The 21672-nt window shown below is 66.2% G+C and carries 26 protein-coding genes and 2 pseudogenes; 16 read left to right on the top strand and 12 right to left on the bottom strand.

Annotated elements, in window-relative coordinates; genetic code table 11:
* Nucleotides 1-1965: a COG1361 S-layer family protein gene (locus tag PSC72_RS06630; protein WP_274325102.1), complete on the bottom strand. Its 1965-nt coding sequence runs from the start codon at nucleotides 1963-1965 to the stop codon at nucleotides 1-3.
* 267 nt (nucleotides 1966-2232) lie between these two features.
* Here PSC72_RS06630 and PSC72_RS06625 point away from each other — a divergent pair, with 267 nt between their 5' ends.
* Nucleotides 2233-2376, top strand: coding sequence for a DUF7331 family protein (locus PSC72_RS06625; RefSeq protein ID WP_274325101.1), 144 nt, complete (start codon nucleotides 2233-2235; stop codon nucleotides 2374-2376).
* 95 nt (nucleotides 2377-2471) lie between these two features.
* Nucleotides 2472-2924, top strand: coding sequence for a DUF302 domain-containing protein (locus PSC72_RS06620; protein ID WP_274325100.1), 453 nt, complete (start codon nucleotides 2472-2474; stop codon nucleotides 2922-2924).
* Nucleotides 2925-2993: 69 nt separating this feature from the next.
* Here PSC72_RS06620 and PSC72_RS06615 read toward each other — a convergent pair whose 3' ends face one another.
* The 4 genes from PSC72_RS06615 to PSC72_RS06600 form a co-directional block, all read right to left on the bottom strand.
* Complete coding sequence (locus PSC72_RS06615; protein WP_274325099.1) at nucleotides 2994-3311, bottom strand: hypothetical protein; 318 nt, start codon at nucleotides 3309-3311, stop codon at nucleotides 2994-2996.
* Between the two features lie 47 nt (nucleotides 3312-3358).
* On the bottom strand, nucleotides 3359-4609 hold the full coding sequence (gene nreA, locus PSC72_RS06610) for a DNA repair protein NreA (protein WP_274326151.1): 1251 nt from the start codon (nucleotides 4607-4609) through the stop codon (nucleotides 3359-3361).
* A 105-nt stretch (nucleotides 4610-4714) separates the two neighbouring features.
* Nucleotides 4715-5647 (bottom strand): M48 family metallopeptidase, encoded by a 933-nt coding sequence (locus PSC72_RS06605; protein ID WP_274325098.1) that lies wholly within the window; start codon nucleotides 5645-5647, stop codon nucleotides 4715-4717.
* 102 nt (nucleotides 5648-5749) lie between these two features.
* Nucleotides 5750-6724, bottom strand: coding sequence for a transcription initiation factor IIB (locus tag PSC72_RS06600; protein ID WP_274325097.1), 975 nt, complete (start codon nucleotides 6722-6724; stop codon nucleotides 5750-5752).
* Nucleotides 6725-6886: 162 nt separating this feature from the next.
* Between PSC72_RS06600 and rnhA the strand changes: the two genes are divergently transcribed.
* Nucleotides 6887-7480: a ribonuclease HI gene (gene rnhA, locus PSC72_RS06595; RefSeq protein WP_274325096.1), complete on the top strand. Its 594-nt coding sequence runs from the start codon at nucleotides 6887-6889 to the stop codon at nucleotides 7478-7480.
* Nucleotides 7481-7484: 4 nt separating this feature from the next.
* Complete coding sequence (locus PSC72_RS06590) at nucleotides 7485-8105, top strand: DUF7108 family protein (RefSeq protein WP_274325095.1); 621 nt, start codon at nucleotides 7485-7487, stop codon at nucleotides 8103-8105.
* A 4-nt stretch (nucleotides 8106-8109) separates the two neighbouring features.
* Here the strand turns inward: PSC72_RS06590 and PSC72_RS06585 are convergent, their stop codons facing one another.
* Nucleotides 8110-8472 (bottom strand): PadR family transcriptional regulator, encoded by a 363-nt coding sequence (locus PSC72_RS06585; RefSeq protein WP_274325094.1) that lies wholly within the window; start codon nucleotides 8470-8472, stop codon nucleotides 8110-8112.
* A 234-nt stretch (nucleotides 8473-8706) separates the two neighbouring features.
* Between PSC72_RS06585 and PSC72_RS06580 the strand changes: the two genes are divergently transcribed.
* From PSC72_RS06580 to PSC72_RS06540, 9 genes and pseudogenes are all read left to right on the top strand, one after another.
* A complete protein-coding gene (locus tag PSC72_RS06580) occupies nucleotides 8707-9240 on the top strand; it encodes an inorganic diphosphatase (protein ID WP_274325093.1) in 534 nt (177 codons plus the stop codon).
* Nucleotides 9241-9518: 278 nt separating this feature from the next.
* Entirely contained in the window at nucleotides 9519-9689 is a 171-nt protein-coding gene (locus PSC72_RS06575; protein WP_274325092.1) for a DUF7331 family protein, read from the top strand.
* 241 nt (nucleotides 9690-9930) lie between these two features.
* A complete protein-coding gene (locus PSC72_RS06570) occupies nucleotides 9931-10104 on the top strand; it encodes a hypothetical protein (protein WP_274325091.1) in 174 nt (57 codons plus the stop codon).
* Between the two features lie 93 nt (nucleotides 10105-10197).
* Nucleotides 10198-11055 (top strand): annotated as a pseudogene (locus tag PSC72_RS06565) (alkaline phosphatase family protein); the annotation flags it as partial.
* Nucleotides 11056-11607: 552 nt separating this feature from the next.
* Nucleotides 11608-12093: pseudogene (locus PSC72_RS06560) on the top strand (alkaline phosphatase family protein); the annotation flags it as partial.
* A gap of 259 nt (nucleotides 12094-12352) precedes the next feature.
* Nucleotides 12353-12877 carry a DoxX family protein gene (locus PSC72_RS06555; RefSeq protein ID WP_274325090.1) on the top strand — a complete coding sequence of 175 codons (525 nt, stop codon included), beginning with the start codon at nucleotides 12353-12355 and terminating at the stop codon, nucleotides 12875-12877.
* Nucleotides 12878-12891: 14 nt separating this feature from the next.
* Nucleotides 12892-13191, top strand: coding sequence for a hypothetical protein (locus PSC72_RS06550; RefSeq protein ID WP_274325089.1), 300 nt, complete (start codon nucleotides 12892-12894; stop codon nucleotides 13189-13191).
* A 187-nt stretch (nucleotides 13192-13378) separates the two neighbouring features.
* On the top strand, nucleotides 13379-14263 hold the full coding sequence (locus PSC72_RS06545) for a DUF7139 domain-containing protein (protein WP_274325088.1): 885 nt from the start codon (nucleotides 13379-13381) through the stop codon (nucleotides 14261-14263).
* A 64-nt stretch (nucleotides 14264-14327) separates the two neighbouring features.
* Nucleotides 14328-14654, top strand: a complete 327-nt coding sequence (locus PSC72_RS06540; RefSeq protein ID WP_274325087.1) for a transcription factor S — start codon at nucleotides 14328-14330, stop codon at nucleotides 14652-14654.
* 154 nt (nucleotides 14655-14808) lie between these two features.
* Here PSC72_RS06540 and PSC72_RS06535 read toward each other — a convergent pair whose 3' ends face one another.
* Together PSC72_RS06535 and PSC72_RS06530 are read right to left on the bottom strand one after the other, a co-directional pair.
* Entirely contained in the window at nucleotides 14809-15537 is a 729-nt protein-coding gene (locus PSC72_RS06535) for a methyltransferase domain-containing protein (protein WP_274325086.1), read from the bottom strand.
* Nucleotides 15534-15926 (bottom strand): nascent polypeptide-associated complex protein, encoded by a 393-nt coding sequence (locus tag PSC72_RS06530; RefSeq protein ID WP_274325085.1) that lies wholly within the window; start codon nucleotides 15924-15926, stop codon nucleotides 15534-15536. Before PSC72_RS06530 ends, PSC72_RS06535 begins: the two co-directional genes overlap by 4 nt.
* A gap of 152 nt (nucleotides 15927-16078) precedes the next feature.
* Here PSC72_RS06530 and PSC72_RS06525 point away from each other — a divergent pair, with 152 nt between their 5' ends.
* A complete protein-coding gene (locus PSC72_RS06525) occupies nucleotides 16079-16450 on the top strand; it encodes a hypothetical protein (protein ID WP_274325084.1) in 372 nt (123 codons plus the stop codon).
* Nucleotides 16451-16544: 94 nt separating this feature from the next.
* Here PSC72_RS06525 and PSC72_RS06520 read toward each other — a convergent pair whose 3' ends face one another.
* A complete protein-coding gene (locus PSC72_RS06520; protein ID WP_274325083.1) occupies nucleotides 16545-18119 on the bottom strand; it encodes a right-handed parallel beta-helix repeat-containing protein in 1575 nt (524 codons plus the stop codon).
* 217 nt (nucleotides 18120-18336) lie between these two features.
* Nucleotides 18337-18810 (bottom strand): PUA domain-containing protein, encoded by a 474-nt coding sequence (locus PSC72_RS06515; RefSeq protein ID WP_274325082.1) that lies wholly within the window; start codon nucleotides 18808-18810, stop codon nucleotides 18337-18339.
* Between the two features lie 191 nt (nucleotides 18811-19001).
* Here PSC72_RS06515 and PSC72_RS06510 point away from each other — a divergent pair, with 191 nt between their 5' ends.
* Together PSC72_RS06510 and PSC72_RS06505 are read left to right on the top strand one after the other, a co-directional pair.
* The gene (locus tag PSC72_RS06510; RefSeq protein ID WP_274325081.1) at nucleotides 19002-19187 is read left to right on the top strand and encodes a hypothetical protein; all 186 of its coding nucleotides are present in this window, start codon (nucleotides 19002-19004) and stop codon (nucleotides 19185-19187) included.
* Between the two features lie 143 nt (nucleotides 19188-19330).
* On the top strand, nucleotides 19331-20851 hold the full coding sequence (locus PSC72_RS06505) for an HVO_2922 family protein (RefSeq protein WP_274325080.1): 1521 nt from the start codon (nucleotides 19331-19333) through the stop codon (nucleotides 20849-20851).
* Nucleotides 20852-20924: 73 nt separating this feature from the next.
* Here the strand turns inward: PSC72_RS06505 and PSC72_RS06500 are convergent, their stop codons facing one another.
* On the bottom strand, nucleotides 20925-21422 hold the full coding sequence (locus PSC72_RS06500; protein WP_274325079.1) for a LabA-like NYN domain-containing protein: 498 nt from the start codon (nucleotides 21420-21422) through the stop codon (nucleotides 20925-20927).
* A gap of 43 nt (nucleotides 21423-21465) precedes the next feature.
* Nucleotides 21466-21648: a hypothetical protein gene (locus PSC72_RS06495; RefSeq protein WP_274325078.1), complete on the bottom strand. Its 183-nt coding sequence runs from the start codon at nucleotides 21646-21648 to the stop codon at nucleotides 21466-21468.
* Nucleotides 21649-21672 lie beyond the last annotated feature (24 nt).

Here is a 21672-nt window from a genome sequence, read left to right as displayed (position 1 = left end):
TCACCTGCCGAAGCGCAGGTAGCCGACGACGACGATGACGGCGACTACCGCGACGGCGATCACCGAAAGCGGCAGGCCGCTGCCGCCGTCGTCCTCGGGCTCGGTCACGTCCACGGCGAAGGTGTAGCCGCTGGAGAGCTTCGTGTCGCCGTCGGCCTCGTCGTACTGGAAGTCCATCTCGACGGGGTAGGACTTCGTCAAGGCGTCCCCACCGGCGCTCACCTCGAACGTGAGCGTCCGGGACTCGCCGGGTTCGATCCGGTCGGCGTACGCGTCGCCGTCGTCGACGCTGATCGGATCGTCCGCGAACAGCGCCGCGTTGACGTTCTTCACGGCGCTGTCGCCGTCGTTCGTGACCGTGACTTCGAGCACCTGGCCGCCGCCGCGCTCGACGGTCGCGTTCGTCGCCGACACGGTGAAGATGTCGCGCTGCTGGCGGACGCGCTGGCGGACGTCGAAGCTCTCGGCCTCGCGCCGCTCGTCGTCCTCGTTGCGGTAGGTCGGTCGGAGCGTGAACTGGCGCGGGCCGGCCTCCGCGGCCTCGCTGATCTCCACGTCGAACGAGAACTCCTTGGACTGGTTGACCCGCAGGTTACCCACCGAGTACTCCCGTTCGAGCGGCGAGACGTTCGAGTTCTGGCTCTCGAAGACGACGACGACGCTGTCGGCGCGCGCGTCACCGGTGTTGGTGATCGTCCCCGAGAGCGTCCCCTCGGCGCCCACGCGTAGGGAGGAGGTCACGTTGCTCGCCGCGAACTCGTACTCGACCTCCGGTTCGGGGCGGACGCCGAACTGGAGCGTCCCGGACTCGCCGGGGTCGCCCTCGCTGTCCTCGTAGTTCACGGAGGCCTGCAGCGAGTAGCTCCGGGCCTCGGCCTCGGGCGTCGCCGTCGTCTCGACGGTTATCTCGCGGGTCTCGTTGGCGTCCCAGGCCCCGACGTACTGGCTGGCGCTGGCCGAGCCGCCGAAGACGAGCGCGCTGCTCCCGGAGGTGAACGTGACCGACGCGTCGCGGACCTGGGCGGGACCGTCGTTGCGGATCGTGACGGTGACCGGTCCGTCGTCCGCGACGGCCACGTCGCTCTCGGTCGAGACGATGCTGAACGACTGCTCCGGTTCGGGCGTGACGCCGAGCGAGAGCGACTGCGACTGCATCGGCGTGCTGTCCTCGTCCTCGTAGTTGATCGTCGCGTCGAACGCGTAGCGCTGCTGGCTCGCGGACTGGGCCGCGCTGACCCGGTAGGATATCGTTCGTTTCTCGCCGGGCTTCCAGACGCCGCCGACGTACCGGCTCGACGACGACGCCTGCCCGAACGTCATGTCGGCGTTCTGCGAGGCGAGCGCGACCGAGGCGTTGTGTGCCGCGGCAGTGCCGGTGTTCCTGAGCGTCACGTCGACCGTGCCGGTGGCGCCGATGCGGGCCGTCGACTCGACGTTCGTCACGCGGAACTGCGCGGCCTCCTCGATCGTCACGTCGACGGTGAAGTTCTTGATGGTGCTGTTGTGCTCGTACTCGCTCGTCTGCGGGTTGACAGACTCGGTGTAGTTGTAGCTGACGTTGATCGGGAGTTCGTACGTCCCGGGTTCGGCGTTGCGGTCGACGTTCATGCGGAACTCGACCGGCGCCGACGACCCGTCGGGGAGCTGCGCGATGGCGCGCTCGTTGGTCTTGACCGTCACCGGGGCGTCGTGGTCGTCGTCGACGCTCACGCGCACCGCGCGGGCGGTCGTCACCTGCTGTTCGAGTTGCGGGTTCGACAGCGACCCGCTGGTGACGTTCCCGTCGTTGAGGACGACGACGCTGAGCGACGTCTGCTCGCCCGGTTGGAAGTCCGTGTCCGGCACCGACACGTCGATGCCCGGATGACCCGTTACTTCGTGTTCGTCCACCGCGCCGGCGGCGATGCTCGGCGCGAGGACCAGCAGTACGACTGTCGCGGCTACCGTAACCTGTGACCGTTGCATACCTGAAATCACGTTCCTCACCCACCGTGCCGCGGGGACCAACAGGCGGCGCCGCAGGTGTCGTCCGCCGGTTTCGGCCCCAACTCCGTCAATCATTGTAAACGGGAGTGAACGATCTATAAGTTTGTACGTTCTCGAATAGTTCTCCGGCGACTGGAGCGTCTGCCCGCGATCGACGTTAGTACATTGATAACATTTAACACGGTTTAGGGCGTAGTTACCGCCAGCGTCGAACCGGTAGACAGCGACGGCACGTGGACACTACCAATGGCAACCAACGAGACCCGCTCCGAGACGAGCCGCTACGACGAACTCGAGATCGCAAACGGTGACGTCGTCATCTACGACGTCGACAACCACCGGGCGTGGATCCAGTCGGACCGGACGGTAACGGGCGAGGACATGGCCTGACGGACCGGCGCGCGCGCGATTCGTGTCCGACACCGACGGCCCCCAGCGACGCGCCGGGGTCACTGTTTTTGCGTCGGCGACCGTCTGGTGAGCGTATGACGCTCCCCTTCGACCCGGCGGACCTGACGAGCGGAGACATCGGCGAGAAGCGAGCGACGCTTGAGATGGACCACGAGGAGGCGATCGAACACGTCCGGGAGGCCTTCGAGGCCGCGGGCTTCGGGTTCCCGGCCGAGTTCGCCCCGTCGACGCTCCTGAACGAGAAAGTCGACGCGGACCGCGACCCCTACTACTTCCTCGGCGCGTGCAACCCCGCGATGGCCGACCGCGCGCTCGACGCCTCCGACGGACGGATCGGGGGCCTGTTCCCCTGCGGCGTCGTCGTCTGGGAAGAAGAGCCCGGGGTCCAGACCGTCTACCACGTCTCGATCATGCGTATCGCTCGCCTGAGCGGGATGGCGCCTGACTCCGAGGAGTGGGCCGACATCGTCGCCGAGACCGGCGAGATGGTCGACGAGGCGTGGGCGAACCTCGACGCCGGGGTCTGACCGGTTCTTCGTCCGGACGGCTCGGCGAGTGCTGTCGCCCCTGCGGACGCGACGGCTAACGAAGCGCGGTCACCGCGACGCGCCGTCGTCGCTGCCGCCGTCCGTCGCTGGGCCGGTCCCGGCGTCGTCTGTCTCCGAGCCGTCAGTTCCCGCGTCGGTTGCGTGGTCCGTCGCACCGCCGCCAGACGCGCCGTCGCCGACCTGTGCCTGCAACCGAGCGATCTCCGTCTCGAGTTCCCGGATGCGGTCGTCGTAGTCGTCGCGCGAGCGGAGCCAGGCCGTCCCGAGGACGAGGACGAGCAGGACGGGCAGGCCGAACATCACGAGCCCGATCACGAGGACGACGAGCAACTCGACGCCGCCGGGGATCCCGAGCTGGAGGAGCATACACGGTGATACGGTCGACCGGAGGAAAACAGTTCGGTCGCGCCGGCTCAGAAGTCGCTGATCGAGGTCTGCAGGCCGGCGACGAGGTTCGACTTCCGTCGCAGACGGCCCAGGCCGATCGGCAGTTGCTCGACCAGGCCGGCCAGCGCGGCGTGGAAGCTCTCGGCGACGCCGTGTTCGCCGTCGAAGGCGTGGCGGACTCCCTCGCGGACCTGCCAGACGCCGACCGGCGCCCAGTACTCGTCGGTCACCTCGCGGAGCACGAGCGCCTTGGCCTGCCGGTCGCGCTCGTGGAGGTGTTCGAGCACGGCGAGGCGGGAGGCGTAGAACGCCCCCGCGGTCTCCTCGACGTAACTCGTCCGGCCCTCCCAGCCCTCGTGGGCGCTCCCGACGTAGTAGTCGTCCGCCGTCGGGTTCCACACGCTCTCGGGCGCTTTCATCTCGACGAGTTCGTACTCCCAGTTGCCGGGCGCGAGGATCACCCAGTAGCGGTTGCCCATGTACTCGTTCGTCCAGACCGACACCTCGTCGACGGTGTCGCTGTGCTGGAGGCCCCCGCGCAGGTACTTCCCCACCGTGTCGTCGACGGCCGTGATCGACCACCGCGTCGGGACGAGCTTTCGATTGCGCCCCTGCCCGAGCGCGCCCGCCGAGAGGATGGTGTTGATGTCGTAGACGTCGAAGCCGCGGCGGTAGAGGTAGGTCATCGCCCCCTCGGCGGCCCAGTCGTCGTCCTCCAGGGTCTTCTCGACCGGGCGGGGGACGTGCGGGTTCTCCGCGAGGTCCGCGTTCGTCGCGCGAGCGCGCGGTCCCGTCGGCGTGGAGATGTCGTCGAGGCTCAGGTCGATGTCGGGGGTGCCGTCGAGGCCGACCTCCACGTCGACGGGGTGGTCGGCGATGGCCACCTCGCGCTGGGTGCCGACGAAGCCGTCCCACACGTCGTTGACGTCGACCTTCGCCGAGCGCGTCGAGTTGAGCATGCCCGTCCGCCGCTGGAGCACGTCGTCGATCTGGTAGCCCTGCTGGTACCAGTCGCCGCTGGTGGCGAAGTCGGCGGCGTCGGCGTCGCCGCCCATCGGGGAGAGGACGCCGGTCGAGACGTCGGGGTAGCCCGACCGGCCGACGAACACCTCCGGCGCCGTGGAGCCGAACATCGAGTCGCCCTGGACGGCCTGCTGGAACTCCCGCTCGACGTCGTCGAGGTACTCGGTGATCTCGTAGGACTTCTCCTCGGCCAGGCGGCGCTTCTCGGCCGCCTCGTCGCGCTGGAAGTCCTCGATGAAATCGTCGAGGCGCATGCCCGCCATTGGCCATCCGTACTGCACCCACGGGCTTGAATCAGTCGGTGGGACCGCGTGACTGCGCTGCGCCGACGGCCTGAGCCTCGCCCGCCGGCCACGCGTTCAATCGTCGGCCACGCGCTCATCCGCAATCCCGTCGGCGACGTCGTCGGGGACTACCCCGTGACGCGCCAGTCGGTGTTCGATCGAGGGGTGGACGGCGGTGAGCCGGTCCAGGCGGGTGCGTCGGGCCGCGAACGGTGCGGCGCCCGCGACGGCGTCGTCGACAGCGCCCACCGAGCCGACGGCGTACAGCCCGGTACAGAACTCCGTCTCGCCGGCGTGTTCGACGGCGACGTCGTCGGCGTGGCACTCTTCGAGGCGGCTCGCGCGCGCCGCCAGCGCGCGCATGAGCACGACGACGCCGGCGCTCGCGGCGACGTAGACGACGGCGTTGATGCCGTTCGATCGGGCGACGCCGGTCACGAGGAAGACGCCGGCCCCGAGCATCGCGATCTGGGGCGGCAGGTGCCGGAGCGCGAGGACCCAGAAGGCCGCGAGGCCGACCACGTGGGTGATCGCGACGCGGACGGGCATCTGTCTGAGGTGGCCCAGCGCGACGTGGGCGAGTTCGTGAGCGACCACGGCCCGGACCGTTCGCTCGTCGAGCGTCTCGACGAGCGCGCCGGAAACCACGAGGACCGTCCGCTCCCCGTCGCCGATGACGTTCACCCCGCTCGGGCTCTCGGGATCGACGACGACCGTCGGGACGGCGACGCCGAAGTCCGCGGCCACCTCGGCGACGACCCGCCGGAGGTGCGGCGGCGCCTCGTCCGCCCACTCGACCCCGCGGAAGATCCCGTCGGTGACGACGCCGCTGACGGCGTACTCCAGGCCGAAGCCCGCGAGGACGACGGCCGCGACGCCGGCCAGCGACATCCCCGTCGCGTAACAGGCCGCGAGCGCGACGACGAGCGCGGCGAGGAACGCGGCGTCGATCAGGCGGTAGGCCGCCGGGAGTCCCGCGGCGCGGTCGAGTCTGTGCGTGAGCGACACGAGAGACGATCCGGAGTTGGACCCCAGCGGACAAAAACAGTCGCCCTCGGTCCGCCGGTCGGCCGTTCGTCGGTGATTCGCCGGCTCCTCGCGGGTCGCCGTTCACCCGAGACCGACGACTTCGATCTGTTCCTGGTAGCGGTTCCGGATGGTGACCTCGGTCACCTGCGCGACGTCCGCCACTTCCCGCTGGGTCTTCTTCTCGTTACAGAGCAGGGAGGCGGCGTAGATGGCCGCGGCGGCGAAGCCGGTGGGCGACTTGCCCGAGAGCAGTCCGCGTTCGGTGGTCTGGTCGATGATCTCGTTGGCTCTCGTCTGGACCTCCTCGGCGAGGTCGAGCTCCGAACAGAACCGCGGGACGTACTGCTTCGGGTCGACGGGCTCCATCTCCAGTTCGAGCTCTTTCGAGACGTACCTGTACGTGCGGCCGATCTCCGTCCGGTCGACGCGGGACACGTCCGCGATCTCCTCGAGGCTCCGCGGGATGCCCTGTTGCCGGCAGGCGGCGTACAGGCAAGCGGTGGCGACGCCCTCGATGGAGCGGCCGCGGATGAGGTCCTCGTCGAGCGCGCGGCGGTAGACGACGGAGGCGACCTCCCTGACGGATCGCGGGACGCCGAGCGCGGAGGCCATGCGGTCGACCTCCGAGAGCGCGAACTGGAGGTTGCGCTCGCCGGCGTCTTTCGTCCGGATCCGCTCCTGCCACTTCCGCAGGCGGTGCATCTGGCTCCGCTTGCGCGAGGAGATGGTGCGTCCGTAGGCGTCTTCGTCCCGCCAGTCGATAGTCGTCGTCAGCCCCTTGTCGTGCATCGTCCGCGTGGTCGGCGCGCCCACCCGCGATTTCTCCTGTCGCTCGGTGTGGTTGAAGGCCCGCCACTCCGGTCCCGGATCGATTGTTCCCTCCTCCACGACCAGTCCGCACTCGTCGCAGACCAGTTCCCCCCGGTCCGCGCTCGTGACCAGCTCCTCGGACCCGCAGTCCGGACACGCTCGCTCCGTGCGCTCGTCCTCGCACTCGCTCGTGCGGTCGCTCGTACGCTCGGGAATCCGCTCCCGCTGACGGCTGGACCGTGTCATCGCACCCCTGTGCTAATGGATGACACCGTTTAAACCCTTGGTGATATATCTTGTGGCCACACAGTAATTTGCCGATACGTGTGTCGCGTCCGTCAGGTCGTCGGACCGGCGTGGCGGTCGCGATCCGAACGCATTTGGCCGGGCGCGGGCGACTTCCGGACGATGCCGACAGTCGAGTGCGACGTCGACGCGGCCCGCTCGCGCCTCGAAGACGCGGGCGTGGCGATCGAGGAGGGCAACACCGACCACGAGCGATGGCGCGCCGAGCGCGGCGACGCCACCGCGGTCGCCTACGACGACAAGGTCGTGATCCAGGGTACCAACCCCGCCGAACTGGAGGGGTTGATCCGCGAGGGCGGCGGCCGCGCGCACGTGTACTTCGACGGCGCCTGCCGCGGCAACCCCGGTCCCTCGGCCGTGGGCTGGGTGATCGTCAGCGGCGACGGGATCGTCGCCGAAGGCGGCCACACCATCGGCCGCGCGACGAACAACCAGGCCGAGTACGAGGCGCTCATCAAGGGGGTCCGCGTCGCCCGCGACTACGGGTTCGACGAGATCGACGTGCGCGGCGACTCCGAGCTCATCGTCAAGCAGGTCCGCGGCGAGTGGGACACCAACGACCCCGACCTGCGCGAGTACCGGGTCACCGTCCGCGAGCTCCTGACGGCGTTCGACGAGTGGTCCCTGAAACACGTCCCGCGCGAGATAAACGACCGCGCCGACGAACTCGCGAACGAAGCGCTCGACGACGCCTGAACACATGCCCGACGAATCACCCGACCCGAGCGAGGCACCGGACGTGCTGGCCGACGACGACGGCGACCCCGACGACCTCCCGCCAGAGTCCGTCGTCGAGGAGGCCGAGCGACTCACGAAACTCGCCCGCGAGGCCATCGTCGACGAGGAGGCCGACGCCTACCGCACCGACCGCGACGAGCGCCTCGCGGCCAACGACTACACCGCACGGGTCCGCGAGGACGAGACCCGCGACGTGCTCGTCCTCCACCCCGAGGAGTGGACAGAGGACGGCGAGATCCGGACCGACCGGATCGAGGACGTCGACCGCGGGATCGAGGTCCCGCTCTCGGGCCCCGGCGAAGGCGACGACTGGGAAGCGATCGAGGAGTACAACCGCGAGGTCGTCGCCGACGTGCGCGAGGAACACGGCGACGACCACGCCGCGAACGTCTCGGCCCTGGCCGACTTCATGGGCAACCACTACGCGAAGCCGATCCACGACGCGACGGCCGACGAACTGGAGGAGTTTCTGGACGAGTACTATCGGCGCAACGCGTGGCCGACGCCGGAGCAGCGTGAGGTCGTCGAAAAATCGGTGGTCGCGGCGTTCGAGGTCGCGGACGAGCGGTGTCCGCTGGAGTAGCGAGTTACTCCTGGACGGCGTCGACGATCTCGCGCAGGTCGTCGGCGCGGTCTTCGCTGGTGACGAGCTTCGAGAACTCCCAGGAGAGCTGGTCGAGCACCGTCTCGTAGCCCTCGTCGGTCAGGGCGTACTGGTTCGTCCGCTTGTCGAGTTCGCTCTTCTCGACCAGGCCCATCTCGACGAGGTCGTCGAGGTTGGGGTAGAGCCGACCGTGGTTGACTTCGTCGTCGTAGTACTCTTCGAGTTCACGTTTGATAGCGAGGCCGTAGCGGGGCTCTTCGCCGAGGATAACGAGAATGTTCTGCTGGAACGCGGTGAGCTCACGTGCGATTCCGGGTGTGTCAGTTACCGATTGTGCCTCTGACATGGTTAGTGGAATGTCATCTGGCTATTTAACACTTGTTAACTTTCTTCCGTTATTGCCCGGATTTATAAGCGGCTGGCGAGCCTTTCGCGACCGATATCACGCAATGATAATTCCACTGCCGATCGACGTTCGATCGGGTAATCGACCGCGGGGGCGGCCAGGTGCGCACGCGGTCGGGGCGTCCGGAACCCGAGGTCGAAAGGCCTTTGCCGCCGCCCAGAGCACCTGCGAGTGATGTCCAACCTCTGGGAAGACCTCGAGACGGGGCCGAACCCGCCCGAGGAGATCTACGCGGTAGTCGAGTGCCTGAAAGGCGAGCGCAACAAGTACGAGTACGACAAGGATATCCCCGGTGTCGTCCTCGATCGCGTGCTCCACTCGAACGTCCACTACCCCTCCGACTACGGCTTCATCCCGCAGTCGTACTACGACGACGAGGACCCCTTTGACGTGCTCGTCCTCGTCGAGGACCAGACGTTCCCCGGCTGCGTCATCGAGGCCCGCCCGGTCGCCCTCATGAAGATGGACGACGACGGCGAGCAGGACGACAAGGTCATCGCCGTCCCCAGCGAGGACCCGCGCTACGACCACATCGAGGACCTCGAAGACATCCCCCAGCAGCAACTCGACGAGATCGACGAGTTCTTCGCGACCTACAAGAACCTCGAAGAGGGCAAGGAAGTCGAGACCCTGGGCTGGGAGGACAAACAGTCCGCCCAAGACGCGATCGAACACGCCCAGGACCTCTACGAGGAAGAGTTCCAGTAAGCACGCCCGCGCGTAGCGGTTTTCTTTCCACCGGACCGAACAGCCGCCACTGGACCGAACAGCCCTGGTTCAAAGCGACGAGCGAAGCGCCCCGACGTCGGCGTCGAACGCCGTAAATCGTTCACGCGATTTCACGAGCAGCCTGAACCGTTTAATCGCCGGACAGCGCGGCGATATGAACGGTCCTGAACTCGACTGAAGCGGAGCGAAACGACGTACGACGTCGGCGTACTATATGGCCTACTCGTCCGTAGGCTCGCCCGTCCGAGGTGACACAGATGCAGAACAGCGACAGACCCTCCGCCGCCGAACTGCGCGAAGAGCTATCCGCCGTCTCCGAGCGGTTCGTCGCCGTCGACGTCGACGGCCAGACAGTCCTCTTCGACACGAGCGAACCCGACAGCTGGATCGTATCCGACAACGCCGTCGACCCCGAGACGATGCGCTGAGGTCGACCCACGTTTGGATTACCGCGCAACCGTCCCGCTCGGACTGTCGCGCAACGGTCCCCGCTCGGACCGCCGTGTCGCTGGTCCCCGCCCAGCGTCGCGCGACCGCGTGGCGCCCCTGACAGACCGGTCGGCAGACCGCCCGATATCCCGGTATTCCCCACACGCATCAGTCGGGCGCCGACCCATGAATTATGAGCATGGGTAATTACTTGAGGGACACAGCCGTACAGAATCACGTATGGCAACCAGGAACCCGTCCACAGGGATGGCCCACCTGACGGTCGTCCCCGAGAACTTCGAGCCGGCCGCAGACGACGATGGCACGCGCGACGACGGTGACGAGGGAGCGGGCGAGCGGGTGGGCGGCGACGGAACGGCGACCGGCGACGAGGACCTGACCGACGGGGAGTGAGTCAGGCGAGCGGCGCCGCGAGCGCGTCACCGACGCCCCGCGAGCCTGTCCGGGAGAAGAAAGTTCTTGTGCCCCACCGCGGTAATCCGGAGTATGGGACTGTTCGACCGTATCCGCGGCGGCGACGACGACCCGCGGGTCGCTTTCTTCGGTATCGACGGCGTGCCGTATAGCCTCATCGACGAGCACAGGGAGGAGTTCCCGAACCTGGCTCGGCTCATCGACGAGGGGTCCGCGGGCGCCATCGACAGCATCGTCCCCCCCGAGTCCTCCGCCTGCTGGCCGGCGCTCACGTCGGGCAAGAACCCCGGCGAGACCGGCGTCTACGGCTTCCAGGACCGCGAGGTCGGCTCCTACGACACGTACGTCCCGATGCGCCGCGACGTCCAGACGAAGCGCGTCTGGGACCGCGTCCACGAGGCCGGCCGGAACGCCACGGTGATGAACGTCGTCACCACCTTCCCGCCCCAGCGCGACGTCCAGCGGATGGTCTCGGGCTTCCTCTCGCCGCAGGTCGACAAGGCGGCCTACCCCGACGAGTTCCGCGATTACCTCAAGGACATCGACTACCGCATCGACACGAACGCCAGTCTCGGCCACTCCGACAAGGGCGAGTTCATGGGGGACGCCCACGAGACGATCGACGCCCGCCACGAGGCGTTCAAACACTACATCGAGGAAGACGACTGGGACCTCTTTTTCGGCGTCTACATGACGACCGACCGGGTCAACCACTTCCTCTTCCGCGACTACGAGGAGAACGGCGAGTACCGCGAGGAGTTCATCGAGTTCTACCGCAAGGTCGACGAGTACCTCGGCGAACTCCGCGAGTTGCTCCCCGACGACGTGACGATGATGGTCGCCTCCGACCACGGGTTCACGTCGCTGGACTACGAGGTCAACTGCAACGCCTGGCTCCGCGAGAACGGCTGGCTCTCCTTCGAGGACGAGACCGACTACGTCTTCCAGGTCGGCGCCTGGCTGCGCGAGGGCGACCGCGTCGAGTACGACCCGACCTTCGCCGGCGACCTCGACGAACTGGTCGACCCCGACACCCTCGCGGCCGCCTTCGAGGACGGCCGACTCGTCGCCCACACCGAAGACGAGCGCGACGAGGCCGTCGCCGCTCTCGAGGACGCGGCCCCCGCCGTCGTCGACGAGGGTGACGACAGCGCCGCCGTCGTCGGCGTCGGCGAGATCGAAGTCGACGAGAGTGGCGACGAGTACCACGTCGACGCCGACCTCGTGCGCGCCGAGGGCGACGCCTACGTGCAGGGCGACGGCGTCGTCGCGCTCACCGAGGAGGCTCGCGACCACATCGTCGAGGGCCTCGACGGCGCGACGCCGAAGTCGCTCGGCCTCGACAAGGCCGACACCACGGAACTGCTCGACGACGTGAGCGTCGAAGACACCGACGACGGCTTCCGCATCACGCTCACGGCCGCCGAGGGCGTCGAACTGGGCACCAGTCTCGACCCCGACGGCGACGTGCTGGAGTACACCCACGACGAACTGCCCGACATCGCCGACGACGCGCAGGCCTACTCGCTCATCCCCGGGCGCTTCTACCTCAACCTCGAAGGCCGCGAACCCCGGGGAAGCGTCCCCGAGGAGGACTACGAGGAGGTCCGCGCCGAGCTGAAGGCCGAACTGGAGGAGATGGAAGGCCCGAACGGCGAGCCCGTCGCCGAGCGCGTCGTCACCAAGGAAGACGCCTTCCGCGGCGACCACGACGACATCGCCCCCGACCTGACTATCGTCCCCAACCACGGCTTCGACCTGAAGGCCGGGTTCAAGGGCCGCAAGGACCCGTTCGTGGAGTTCGCGGCCCGAAACGGCATGCACAGCTTCGACAACGCCACGCTGCTGATCGACGACGAGGAGGCCCGCGTCTCCGACGTCGACCTGTTCGACATCGCGCCGACCATCCTCGACCTGATGGACATCGACTACGAACGCGGCGAGTTCGACGGCACCTCGCTCGTCTGAGGGGCCGCCCGTTCGCCCGCTCGATTCGGCTACGACCCCGTTTTCTCGCTGTCGGACGTGACTCCTCGTATTTTCCGGCGAGCCGCAGGGCCGCGCTGCTCCCCGGGGTCAGCAGCGACGGTCACTGACCCCCGTTCGAAGGGTTCTTTATACGATCCAGCGACGCGTCCCGCCGCAGTCCGGGGATTATCAGAAGCCGGGAACTCGCTCTCCTTTATATGTCCTCTCGGCCGCAAGCAACACATGTGAGGTGACGACTATGGCAACCAACACGGCGAACCCCCTCGGCGAGGAGTTCGCGTTCGACATCGGCGGGCCGGTCGCAACGTACTGGGTCGCGATCCTGCGAGTGCTCACCGGCTGGTGGTTCTTCCACGCCGGTGTGACGAAACTCGCCGAGGACGGGCTGGCGTACACGTACGGGCCGGTCTACCTGCGGGGCATGGAGGGGACGGTCCTCGGTCCGCTCCCGGTCTGGATGGGCGAGAACCTGGCGTGGCTCATCGAACCGGGCGTCCCGCTGTTCGAGACGCTGATCGGGCTCGGCATCATGTTCGGGGTCCTGACCCGGCTGGCCGCCTTCGGCGGGGCGTTCTTCATGACCCTGTTCTGGGTCGGGAACGCCGGCTACGGCCACGGGCTCGTGACGGGCGACTTCATGGGCCTGCTGCTGATGATCACGATGGCCGCGCTGGCCGCCGGTCGGTACTACGGCGGCGACGCCATCATCGAGCGGACCGACCTCGTGGAACAGCACCCGAAGCTCAGGTACATACTCGGCTAACGAGGTGACCACAGATGGAATACACCACCACGAACGTGATCGACAGAGCGGCGATGGCGCTCGGCGGCGGCCTCGTCCTGCTCGGGGTCGTCGGTCTGGGCATCGTCGAGATGCTCGACGGCGCGCCCTACGGCGCGGCGCCGACGACCAACGACGCCGGCGAGGTGAGCGCCACTCCGCTGGTCGACCCGAACCTCCGGACCGGACTGGTCATCGCCGGACTCGTCGTGCTGCTGGCCTGGCAGTGCTACCGCATGGCCGCGATGCCACACGGCGAAACCGACGACCAGCGAGTCGAAGTGACCGCCGACTGACCGCCCACGGTCGCGTTCGACCCGCGACCGCCCGCCGACCGGCTACCGCCACTGACTGCCCCGTTTGGCACTCCCCCACGATATTTCGCCCGGTTCCCGACCAGCCTCGACCCAGGAGCCCCGCGGCTCGTCGGGGTCAGACGCGCGTCTGACGGGTTGTTTTGGTCTCTCACAGTGAAGGACTCGTATGGCAAGCCTGACGGAAGTGTACGAGGGGCACCTGCGGACGGTGACGACCTCTCGTCGGTTCTACGCGGGGGCGAGTCTCTTCGCGGTCGGCGCGGCGATGGTCGTGGGAAGCATCGCCGTCTCGACGACGACGGCCGGGGCATCGCTCGGACTCGACCAGATCGCCGCACGCACCCTCGCCGGGACGCTCGCCGGGCTCGGGCTGCCGGCGACGTTCCTCGGTGTCTTCGCCGTCCTCCCGTCGGGGCGGACGACTCGCGCCGTCTCCGTCATCGGCGCGAGCGTCAGCGTCCTCGGCGTCGCCCTGTTCCGCGTCGCCTACCCCGACCAGTGGTTCGGCGCCGGCGACCCCCTCGCCATCGCGACCGTCGTCGTCTACTTCTTCGGCGCGATGACGACCCTGTCGTGCCTGTTCGCCGGCCTCGCCACGTTCAAGACTCGCAACGACCCCGGCGGCACCGCGCGCATGGAGATCACCGAGTCCGGCAACGTCCGACTCGTCGAGGACGCCGAGCCCTCCGGAGGCCTCGGCAGCGTCGGCTTCCTCGGCAACGACCCGCAGGGCGAGGTCCGGACCCAGACCAACCGCGAAGACCAGCCCAGCACCGAGGATACCCCCAGCGGGCACGACGCCGAGATCCTCTCGGGTCCGGGCGAGGGCCCCGCGCCGACCGCCGACGGCGGCTCCGCCACCGTCGACGACCGCACCGACGCCGAGTTCATCGAGACCGCGAACCAGCGCGGCCGCCCCGACGCCTACTGCGGCAACTGCGCGCACTTCGAGTACGTCAAAGTCGACGAGAAGATCACTCCCTACTGCGGCCTCCACGACGAACTCATGGAGGACATGGACGCCTGCGACCAGTGGGTCGAAGCCGAGTGAGCGTCCGGCCCCACCCACACCGCGAATCCGGACACTTTTCAATGAGCGGTCGTGTACGGCGGGTATGAAGTTCTGCGACGAATGCGGTTCGATGATGAAGACCGAGGGGGACGCCTGGGTCTGCGGGAGCTGCGGTTACGAGGAGTCCCGCGACGCCGAAGAGGAAGCCAAGACCGCCGTCACGACCCAGGGCCAGGAGGAGACGGAGGTCATCGACACCTCCGACGTGAGCGCCGAGGACATGGGTCCGACGACCGACGCCCTCTGCCCGGAGTGCGGCAACGACCGCGCCTTCTGGGAGATGAAACAGATCCGCGCGGCCGACGAGAGCGAGACGCGCTTTTTCACCTGCACCGAGTGCGAGCACAAGTGGCGCGAAGACGACCACTGACCTGATCGGCCGCCTCCGGTACCGCGCCGCCGCCCGGCGTTCGGCACTCAGTTCACCGCTCTGGAGCGGTCAGCCCGCCGTCCGACGTTTCGACGGCAGCGAGCGCCGCGGGGGTGAGGGAACTCGGCCAAGCGTAGCGAGAGAAGAGCGCGCGTCAGACCCGCCGCGCGAACGTCAGGTAGCCGGTGTGGCCGACGCCGGCGGTCGACGGCCGCGACCCGCGGTCGTCGAAATCCATCTCGCGCTGGATGGTCTCCAGCGTCTCGACCTCGGACAGCCCCACGTCGTGGGCCGCCGAGACGGCCTCGCGCGTCTGCTCGACGAACGGCGAGTAGACGGCGACGTAGCCGCCGTCGCGGAGCAGGTTCGGCGTCCGCTCGACCATCGTCGCCGCGTCTTCTGTGTCGAGCGTCACCACGTCGTAGCGGTCGAGGTCGCCCAGCTGCGCGGTCACGTCGCCCGTGCGCACGTCCACGCGGTCGGCGACGCCCGCCAGTTCCATGTTCTCGCGCGCCACTTCGGCGAACTCGGGGTCGCGCTCGTAGGTCGTCACGGTCGCGCCACAGCGGCCGAGATACGCCGCCAGCACGCCGGTCCCCGTCCCCGCGTCGAGGACGCGGTCGGCCGACGAGACGCCGGTGTGACCGACGATCAGTCCGATATCGCGCGGCATCATCGGCGCGCCCGTCCGCTCGAAGTGGTTGAACAGATCCGGTCCGCGGAGCTTCCGAACTTTGAACGGTTCGCCGATGTGCGTCTCGACGATCTCGCCCGGCTCGACGTCCCCGGGCACTTCCAGCACGCCCAGGTCGCACTCGAGCGTCTCGCCCGGCGCGAGCAGGTACTCGCGGCCCTCCGCCTCGTGGACGAACAGCAGGCTCACTCTAACCGCTCGATGGCCGCCGCCAGGTCGCCGTTCGTCTCTTCCAGCGCCTCGCGCGCCTCGTCCTCGCCGACGCCCGCGCGGGTCGCCACCAGTTCGACGTCGTCGTCAGGGATCTCCGCGGCGCCGCCGTCGTCCTCGCTCTCCTCGATAGCGGGCTCGTCGCTCCCGCCCTCGCCTCGCGCACGGGAGTCGGGCTCGCCGACGATGGTGTAGGTCTGCTGGCCCTGGGCGTCCATGCGCTGGACGTCCGGTTTGGTGAAGACGAGTTCCTCGTCGGGCGTCCGAATGATGACCTCCTCCGCGTCGAGGTCCTGCATGTCGATGCCCATCTGCTTCATCATCTGCTGCATCTTGCGGTCGTTCATGCCGCCGCCTCCTGGGAACATACCCCCACGTCGGGTTCCCTCAGCAAAAAGCCTGGCCAACCATCTTTTTCGTCGGGGTCGCGCGTCGCGCGACCCCCCAGCCAAAAACATGGGTGAAAAAGGCCGAACTCGCGCGGTGCGCGAATTCGGTGAACCGGCGCCTTCGGCGCCGGATGCTCAGTACAGATAGTGAAGAGTTAGATTGGACAAGTGGTGTCGAAACCAAGTCGGTTTATAAAGATCACGGGGAAGACAAATCTGGCGATTCCGTGGTTCTCTCGGATGATGAGAAGATCGTCATCCGGTCTATCGTAACTTTTGGAGCTAATTCACTACTTCAGGTAAGAAATGGGGACAACGGTAGTGAAGCAATTGCTGCTCACGCGGGCTCTAAGGTGAATCTGCTATCGTCCCAGGGGCCGTGGTCAGCGTCAGATACAGATGGAGACAATTGCATATTTGTTGACGGCAACAAAGATTTGGTATTTAAAAACAGGACTGGTATCTCAAAGAAGTACAATATCCTTGTGAGGCTGGTGTTTTAGGCGTTGGCCTTGTTGAGGCCTCGTAATAGGTTCGTATCCCGAATTTGTGGCTACAGGTACGGTTAGTTCCAGTTGACCACCCTCTCAGCATCTTTTATGAGTCCAGATCTACCCATGAAGTTGGTACGTCCCCACCAGTCACCCACTCGCCATCTCGGCGGTAAAGGATCGTGTTCAGGTATGGTTTGTCGATTCGCAACGTCCCCTTTCCAGTATTATCGTGGGTTGGAAGCGGTCCAATTATTGTCGATCCGGTAACCCCAGCCAGTCTTATCGCGTGGGTTTTGTTTGATGTCACTTTGCCATAAATTGAGTGAACAAAACAGTCATCCACTCCACCAATCCGGATAAGTTCACGTCCAGAGTCACCATAGATATGATGGAATTGTCCGTTTATTGATCTATGGGTCGTCTGTTCTGCATCTGGGTTACCGCTCTTAAAGATGTCAACGAGTTCTCCACTAACGTTATCGCCAACTGAGTGGGTAACCGAGACATTCTTGACCGGAAAGGCGTGTTCGTAACAGTCCTCAGGTGCGCCATCTACCCAATTGTGGTGGAAGTGGATATCGCTCCCATAAAAACTTTCAAGCATCTCGTTGGAAGGTTCGTCGGTTCCATCTGACCGAGCTAATTTACAGTGGTGGACATTCCAGCCAATCGGCCGGTTATCGTAGTTATCAACGTTCAAAACTACAGTTCGAGCCTTTCCGCCCTGACCGGCGTCTTCGAAGGTCGAGTATGCGATTTCATAGTTGCCAGCGTTTGCGCCAGTAACCCGAATTGCGTTCCGCCCGGTGTCGGCTATGTACAGGTGCCTGAATGTCGACCCCTTACCGAAGGATCCCGCATTATTTGGCTCGTCCCGAATCCCCCAGCCGATACCGTATATCCCCACGTTCTTTACAATAACTTGAACATCGTCTTGTGACCGAAGTTCGATCCCAGCGATGCGAGGGCCTTCAATACGCGAATATCGGATGTCGATTGATGATAAAGAAATAATATCGATAGCCCGTGTGCTGCGTGGTCCGAGACGCGCTGAAAACAGGCAGTCACGAATCTGGATGTCTTCCCCTCCATCTATTCGAATGCTATTATTGGCAGACCCTGCAAATTCAGTGTTCGAGGCTGTACAGGAGCCGTTTTCGTGAATCAGAGCAGTCCCAAGTGATGAGAGGACGCATTGACGTAGCTTCAGGCAACCCGAGCCATTATGCCGTATTTCTCCACCTGAATGGTTCCGAAAGAGAGCGTTTTCCAGTTGGATGTGGTAGTCGTCGTCAGCAGATGGGTCGTCCCACAAAAATGCGAAGGACTCGTTGGAATCAACATTTCTTATGTTCTTGATGAGATATGGATTCTTTCTAGAGCCATCACCTGCGACCGCTAATGATTTAGCATCTGCTTCGCTCTCTATGCTGAGCGAACCTCGATCTGCCAACGTTGCATCTGATTCAATCCCTGGATTGTGTCCATACCGCGGTCCGTCTGGCTCGGAGCTTGGAAATCCTGCATTCTCGCGTATCTTAATGGCATTATAGACGGGGCGAATAGAGGCCGGCTGCCCTGAGTCGGCCTGGGCTCTCGGAGCATTGGCCGCTCCGTAAGCTCCAAATGCTCCGACCATCTGCAAAAAGTCCCTGCGCAGCCATGATCCGGCGGTCACAGATATTATGATCGCCGGTGCCGGGTTAAAAAGATTGCTACAGAGGTCTATGGTGTCTTTTACTCGTTACCCCAGCAAACGATTACTTGGAGCCATGATTCGGCGGTACTTGGGTTAAGATGACATGATTTTTCACAAGGTCTGGAGGAGTACCAAGTAAGCGTGCCCACCGAACGGAGAACTCCGGCCGAACGAAATAAGCTTGCCGCACCCGCCTTCACGTCTCTTCTTTCTCGGCGCTGTCGCGGACGAACACGGCCACGCCGGTCTCGAAGTCGAGCATCCCCCGGCCGCTCAGCTCGGCGCGACCGACGGCGAGTACCTCGCCGCGCTCGTGCGTGAGGACGACTTCGTCACCCGGGCGGATAGCGGGGTCGGCGGCGCTGACGAACTTCGCGAACGCGTTACGCCCCTCGCGGACGAACGGTTCGCTCTCGTCGCCGACGACGACCCGATAGCTGCCGTCGGTGAGCGCGTCGTCGAGCCGCCTCCCCCCGGCGACGCCGAGGGTGAACCGCCCGTCCGTGGCGTAGGTGACGAGGCGGCCGTCGTCGCCGATCACCTGCCGCGGCCGGCCGGAACTCGTGTGGGTCACTTCCGGGTCGCCGTGGGCGAACAGCGCCTCGCCGGCGCCCGCGCCCCACTGGTAGTCGGCCACCCGCGTCAGCATGGCTCTGTCGCGCTCGTCCATCGCTCTCCCGTTTGCCACGCCCCGCCTTGTATCTGTCTCACTCCGCCATCCACCGGGCACGCCACCCAGCGGACGGGCCGTGATACACGATAACGTCCGGCATAATATCCGACGTATTTCACGATCGATCGTGCCCGTGTGACGGGGTTTCAGGAGAATTTATACGGATCGATTACCAAACTGAGCTTGTTATGTCAGAGACGGATACACGGAAAGTCGCGTTCGGGCTCGTGTTGCTGGCGGTCAGTTCGGTTCTCATCTTCGGTCCCGGGACGCTCGGCGTCGCCATCCCCCTCGCCGCCATCGCCGCGGGTACGCTCGGCCTCGCCGCCGGCGCGCTCCTCGTCGGCACCTCCTCGGACGGCCGCCCGGTCTGAACGGCGCCCAGTCTCCAGAGACGGCGCGACATCTCTCCGCTCTCGGTTTCTCTCTCCAGATTTCGAGATGCGATAGCGGCGGAACCGCCGGTGAATGGTCGTACATCTTTAACTGGTTATAATTCAGTGAGTAGTGACGACACATGTCAGGCAACCAGTCGAGTCCCGACGTGATGGTGCAGTGGTACCGCGACCGGATCGCGGAGCCGACCACCGACGACGAAGTGTACGGCTACTGGGTGTTCGTCTTCGGAGTCCTGCTCGGGGTGCTCGGCATCCTGCTCTTCCTGACGAGCGACGTGGGGACCGCGACGACCGTCGGGAAAGCCGGGATCGGGCTGGCGGCGATCTCGCTCGTCCTCCTGATGATCGGGCCGGTGATCCGCCTGCCGCTCCGGCGGACGGCGACGCTCGTCTCGTACGCCGGAGGTGCGGTCGCGCTCATCGGCGTCGCCGGCTTCCTGTCGGCCTACCCCGGCTGGCGCCAGTCCGGGCTGGCCGTCCCGGTCATCTCGCTGTACGCCTTCGGCCTCGTGCTGGTCGCCGTCGGGGCGGCGCTGGTCCCGATCGTCAGCGGGACGCGACGGGTCCCCGAGGCTGCGGCCACTGGTGGCGCCACGGAGCCGGAGACCGACGCTGTCGCGGCCGCGGAGCCCGAACCCGACGCGGACCCCGAAGCCGTCGACGAACCCGCGGAGAGCAAAGCCCGTTTCGAGGTCTTCGAGGACCGCGGCGGCAAGTGGCGCTGGCGGCTCCGTCACCGGAACGGGAACGTCATCGCCGACGGCGGCCAGGGGTACAGCTCCCGCCAGAAGGCCGAGCAGGGCCTCGAAAGCGTCCGCGCGAACGCCGGCGGCGCCCCCGCCGTCCGGGAGGAAGTCGAGGTCGAGACCGGCGGCGACCCCGCCATCGAGCCCTATCCCGAGGGCGAGAGCCGGGGGACGTTCGAGGTCTACGAGGACGACGCCGGCGAGTACCGCTGGCGACTCATCCACGCCAACGGCAACATCGTCGCCGACGGCGGCGAGGGCTACACCGACCGGAGCGCGGTCGAGGACGCCGTCGAACGCGTCCGCGACTACGTCGGCGACGCCGACTACCTCACAGCGGATCCGACCGCGTTCGACGTGTACCGCGACGCGGCCGACGAGTGGCGCTGGCGGCTCGTCCACCGGAACGGCGAGATACTCGCCGACGGCGGCGAGGGCTACGCCGAGCGGACGAACGCACAGGACGGTATCGAGCGCGTCCGGGAGAGAGTCGGTGACGAGGACGCCTTCGAGGTCTTCGAGGACGACGCCGGCGAGTACCGCTGGCGGCTCGTCGCCGACAACGAGGAGATCATCGCCGACGGCGGCCAGGGCTTCGCGTCCGAGCGCGGCGCTCGTGACGCAGTCAAGCGCGTCCGGGAGCACGCGCCCGAGGCGGACGCGCTGGATTACGCCGACGCCGCCTTCGAGGTCTACGAGGACGGCGCCGGCGAGTTCCGCTGGCGGCTCCTCCACGAGAACGGCCAGATCCTGGGCGACAGCGGCCAGGGCTACGCCTCCCGGACGGGCGCCGTCAACGGACTCCAGAGCGTCAAGCGCAACGCGCCCAACGCCGACATCGACGACCTGGACGCGGCCGACGACGACGCCGAGGACGCCGACGGCCAGCACTGACGAATAGCTTTTTCCGGTTTCACCGTCGGGAGAGGGTTTCGACGGCGAGAACTGCGCTAGCCGTGAGACCGGTTCAGAGGAGGAACAGCTCGGTGTCTTCGCTCATGTCCGTGAAGTGGTCGGCCGCGGCGATCAGTTCCTCGGCCGTCGACTCCTGGAAGGCCATGACCTCGGTCCGGACGCCCTCGTGGCGCAGGTGCGAACACAGCCGCGAGAAGTCGCCGTCGCCGGTGGCGAGCACGACGGTGTCGACGTGGTTGGCGAGCGTCACGGCGTCGAGGCTCATCCCCACGTCCCAGTCGGCCTTCTTGGAGCCGTCGCCGAACGTCTTGATGTCCTTGATCCTGGTCTCGAAGCCGATGTCGACCAGGGCGTCGAAAAACGACTCCTCTTCGGGGGAGTCGGCGCGGATGACGTAGGCGACGGCGCGGGTCAGCTGGCGACCGGCGACCGCTTCGTCGAGCAGCGACGAGTAATCGATGTTGCGAGTGTAGAGACTGCGAGCCGTGTGATAGAGGTTCTGCGCGTCGGCGAGCACCGCCACGCGCTGTCCCGGATGGACGTTTTCCATGCCTGTGGGTGGACGGGCCGCCCGGATAGCTCTTTGGCTCCCGTCAGGTCCACGTCCTGAGACACTCCAGCGAGCAGAACGGCAGATCTACCGTCGCCGCCTCGCCGCCGTCCGTCCGGGCTCTCGCGTCGCCCTCGTCCTGGTCGCCCGCGTCGACGCCGCCGTCGACGTGCGCGCGAAGCGTGTACGCCGGTGCCCCATCTTCCCGACAGTTTGCGCACTGCATATTCGACTCGACGTCAGGGGTATC

Origin of the sequence: Halosimplex aquaticum, assembly GCF_028747785.1 — an archaeon.
In the GTDB taxonomy this organism is placed as follows: Archaea; Halobacteriota; Halobacteria; order Halobacteriales; family Haloarculaceae; genus Halosimplex; species Halosimplex aquaticum.
This window is presented reverse-complemented; position numbering and strand designations above follow the sequence as displayed.

Excerpts from the sequence above, each read along its gene's own strand:
- PSC72_RS06555 (WP_274325090.1), top strand. The coding sequence starts at position 12,353 with ATGGCAACCAACACGGCGAACCCCCTCGGCGAGGAGTTCGCGTTCGAC.
- PSC72_RS06545 (WP_274325088.1), top strand. The coding sequence starts at position 13,379 with ATGGCAAGCCTGACGGAAGTGTACGAGGGGCACCTGCGGACGGTGACG.
- PSC72_RS06615 (WP_274325099.1), bottom strand. The coding sequence starts at position 3,311 with ATGCTCCTCCAGCTCGGGATCCCCGGCGGCGTCGAGTTGCTCGTCGTC.
- PSC72_RS06495 (WP_274325078.1), bottom strand. The coding sequence starts at position 21,648 with ATGCAGTGCGCAAACTGTCGGGAAGATGGGGCACCGGCGTACACGCTT.
- PSC72_RS06525 (WP_274325084.1), top strand. The coding sequence starts at position 16,079 with ATGCTCAGTACAGATAGTGAAGAGTTAGATTGGACAAGTGGTGTCGAA.
- PSC72_RS06510 (WP_274325081.1), top strand. The coding sequence starts at position 19,002 with ATGTCAGAGACGGATACACGGAAAGTCGCGTTCGGGCTCGTGTTGCTG.
- PSC72_RS06530 (WP_274325085.1), bottom strand. The coding sequence starts at position 15,926 with ATGTTCCCAGGAGGCGGCGGCATGAACGACCGCAAGATGCAGCAGATG.
- PSC72_RS06550 (WP_274325089.1), top strand. The coding sequence starts at position 12,892 with ATGGAATACACCACCACGAACGTGATCGACAGAGCGGCGATGGCGCTC.
- PSC72_RS06590 (WP_274325095.1), top strand. The coding sequence starts at position 7,485 with ATGCCCGACGAATCACCCGACCCGAGCGAGGCACCGGACGTGCTGGCC.
- rnhA (WP_274325096.1), top strand. The coding sequence starts at position 6,887 with ATGCCGACAGTCGAGTGCGACGTCGACGCGGCCCGCTCGCGCCTCGAA.
- PSC72_RS06600 (WP_274325097.1), bottom strand. The coding sequence starts at position 6,724 with ATGACACGGTCCAGCCGTCAGCGGGAGCGGATTCCCGAGCGTACGAGC.
- PSC72_RS06625 (WP_274325101.1), top strand. The coding sequence starts at position 2,233 with ATGGCAACCAACGAGACCCGCTCCGAGACGAGCCGCTACGACGAACTC.
- nreA (WP_274326151.1), bottom strand. The coding sequence starts at position 4,609 with ATGCGCCTCGACGATTTCATCGAGGACTTCCAGCGCGACGAGGCGGCC.
- PSC72_RS06540 (WP_274325087.1), top strand. The coding sequence starts at position 14,328 with ATGAAGTTCTGCGACGAATGCGGTTCGATGATGAAGACCGAGGGGGAC.
- PSC72_RS06620 (WP_274325100.1), top strand. The coding sequence starts at position 2,472 with ATGACGCTCCCCTTCGACCCGGCGGACCTGACGAGCGGAGACATCGGC.
- PSC72_RS06570 (WP_274325091.1), top strand. The coding sequence starts at position 9,931 with ATGGCAACCAGGAACCCGTCCACAGGGATGGCCCACCTGACGGTCGTC.
- PSC72_RS06505 (WP_274325080.1), top strand. The coding sequence starts at position 19,331 with ATGTCAGGCAACCAGTCGAGTCCCGACGTGATGGTGCAGTGGTACCGC.
- PSC72_RS06500 (WP_274325079.1), bottom strand. The coding sequence starts at position 21,422 with ATGGAAAACGTCCATCCGGGACAGCGCGTGGCGGTGCTCGCCGACGCG.
- PSC72_RS06575 (WP_274325092.1), top strand. The coding sequence starts at position 9,519 with ATGCAGAACAGCGACAGACCCTCCGCCGCCGAACTGCGCGAAGAGCTA.
- PSC72_RS06580 (WP_274325093.1), top strand. The coding sequence starts at position 8,707 with ATGTCCAACCTCTGGGAAGACCTCGAGACGGGGCCGAACCCGCCCGAG.
- PSC72_RS06630 (WP_274325102.1), bottom strand. The coding sequence starts at position 1,965 with ATGCAACGGTCACAGGTTACGGTAGCCGCGACAGTCGTACTGCTGGTC.
- PSC72_RS06585 (WP_274325094.1), bottom strand. The coding sequence starts at position 8,472 with ATGTCAGAGGCACAATCGGTAACTGACACACCCGGAATCGCACGTGAG.
- PSC72_RS06515 (WP_274325082.1), bottom strand. The coding sequence starts at position 18,810 with ATGGACGAGCGCGACAGAGCCATGCTGACGCGGGTGGCCGACTACCAG.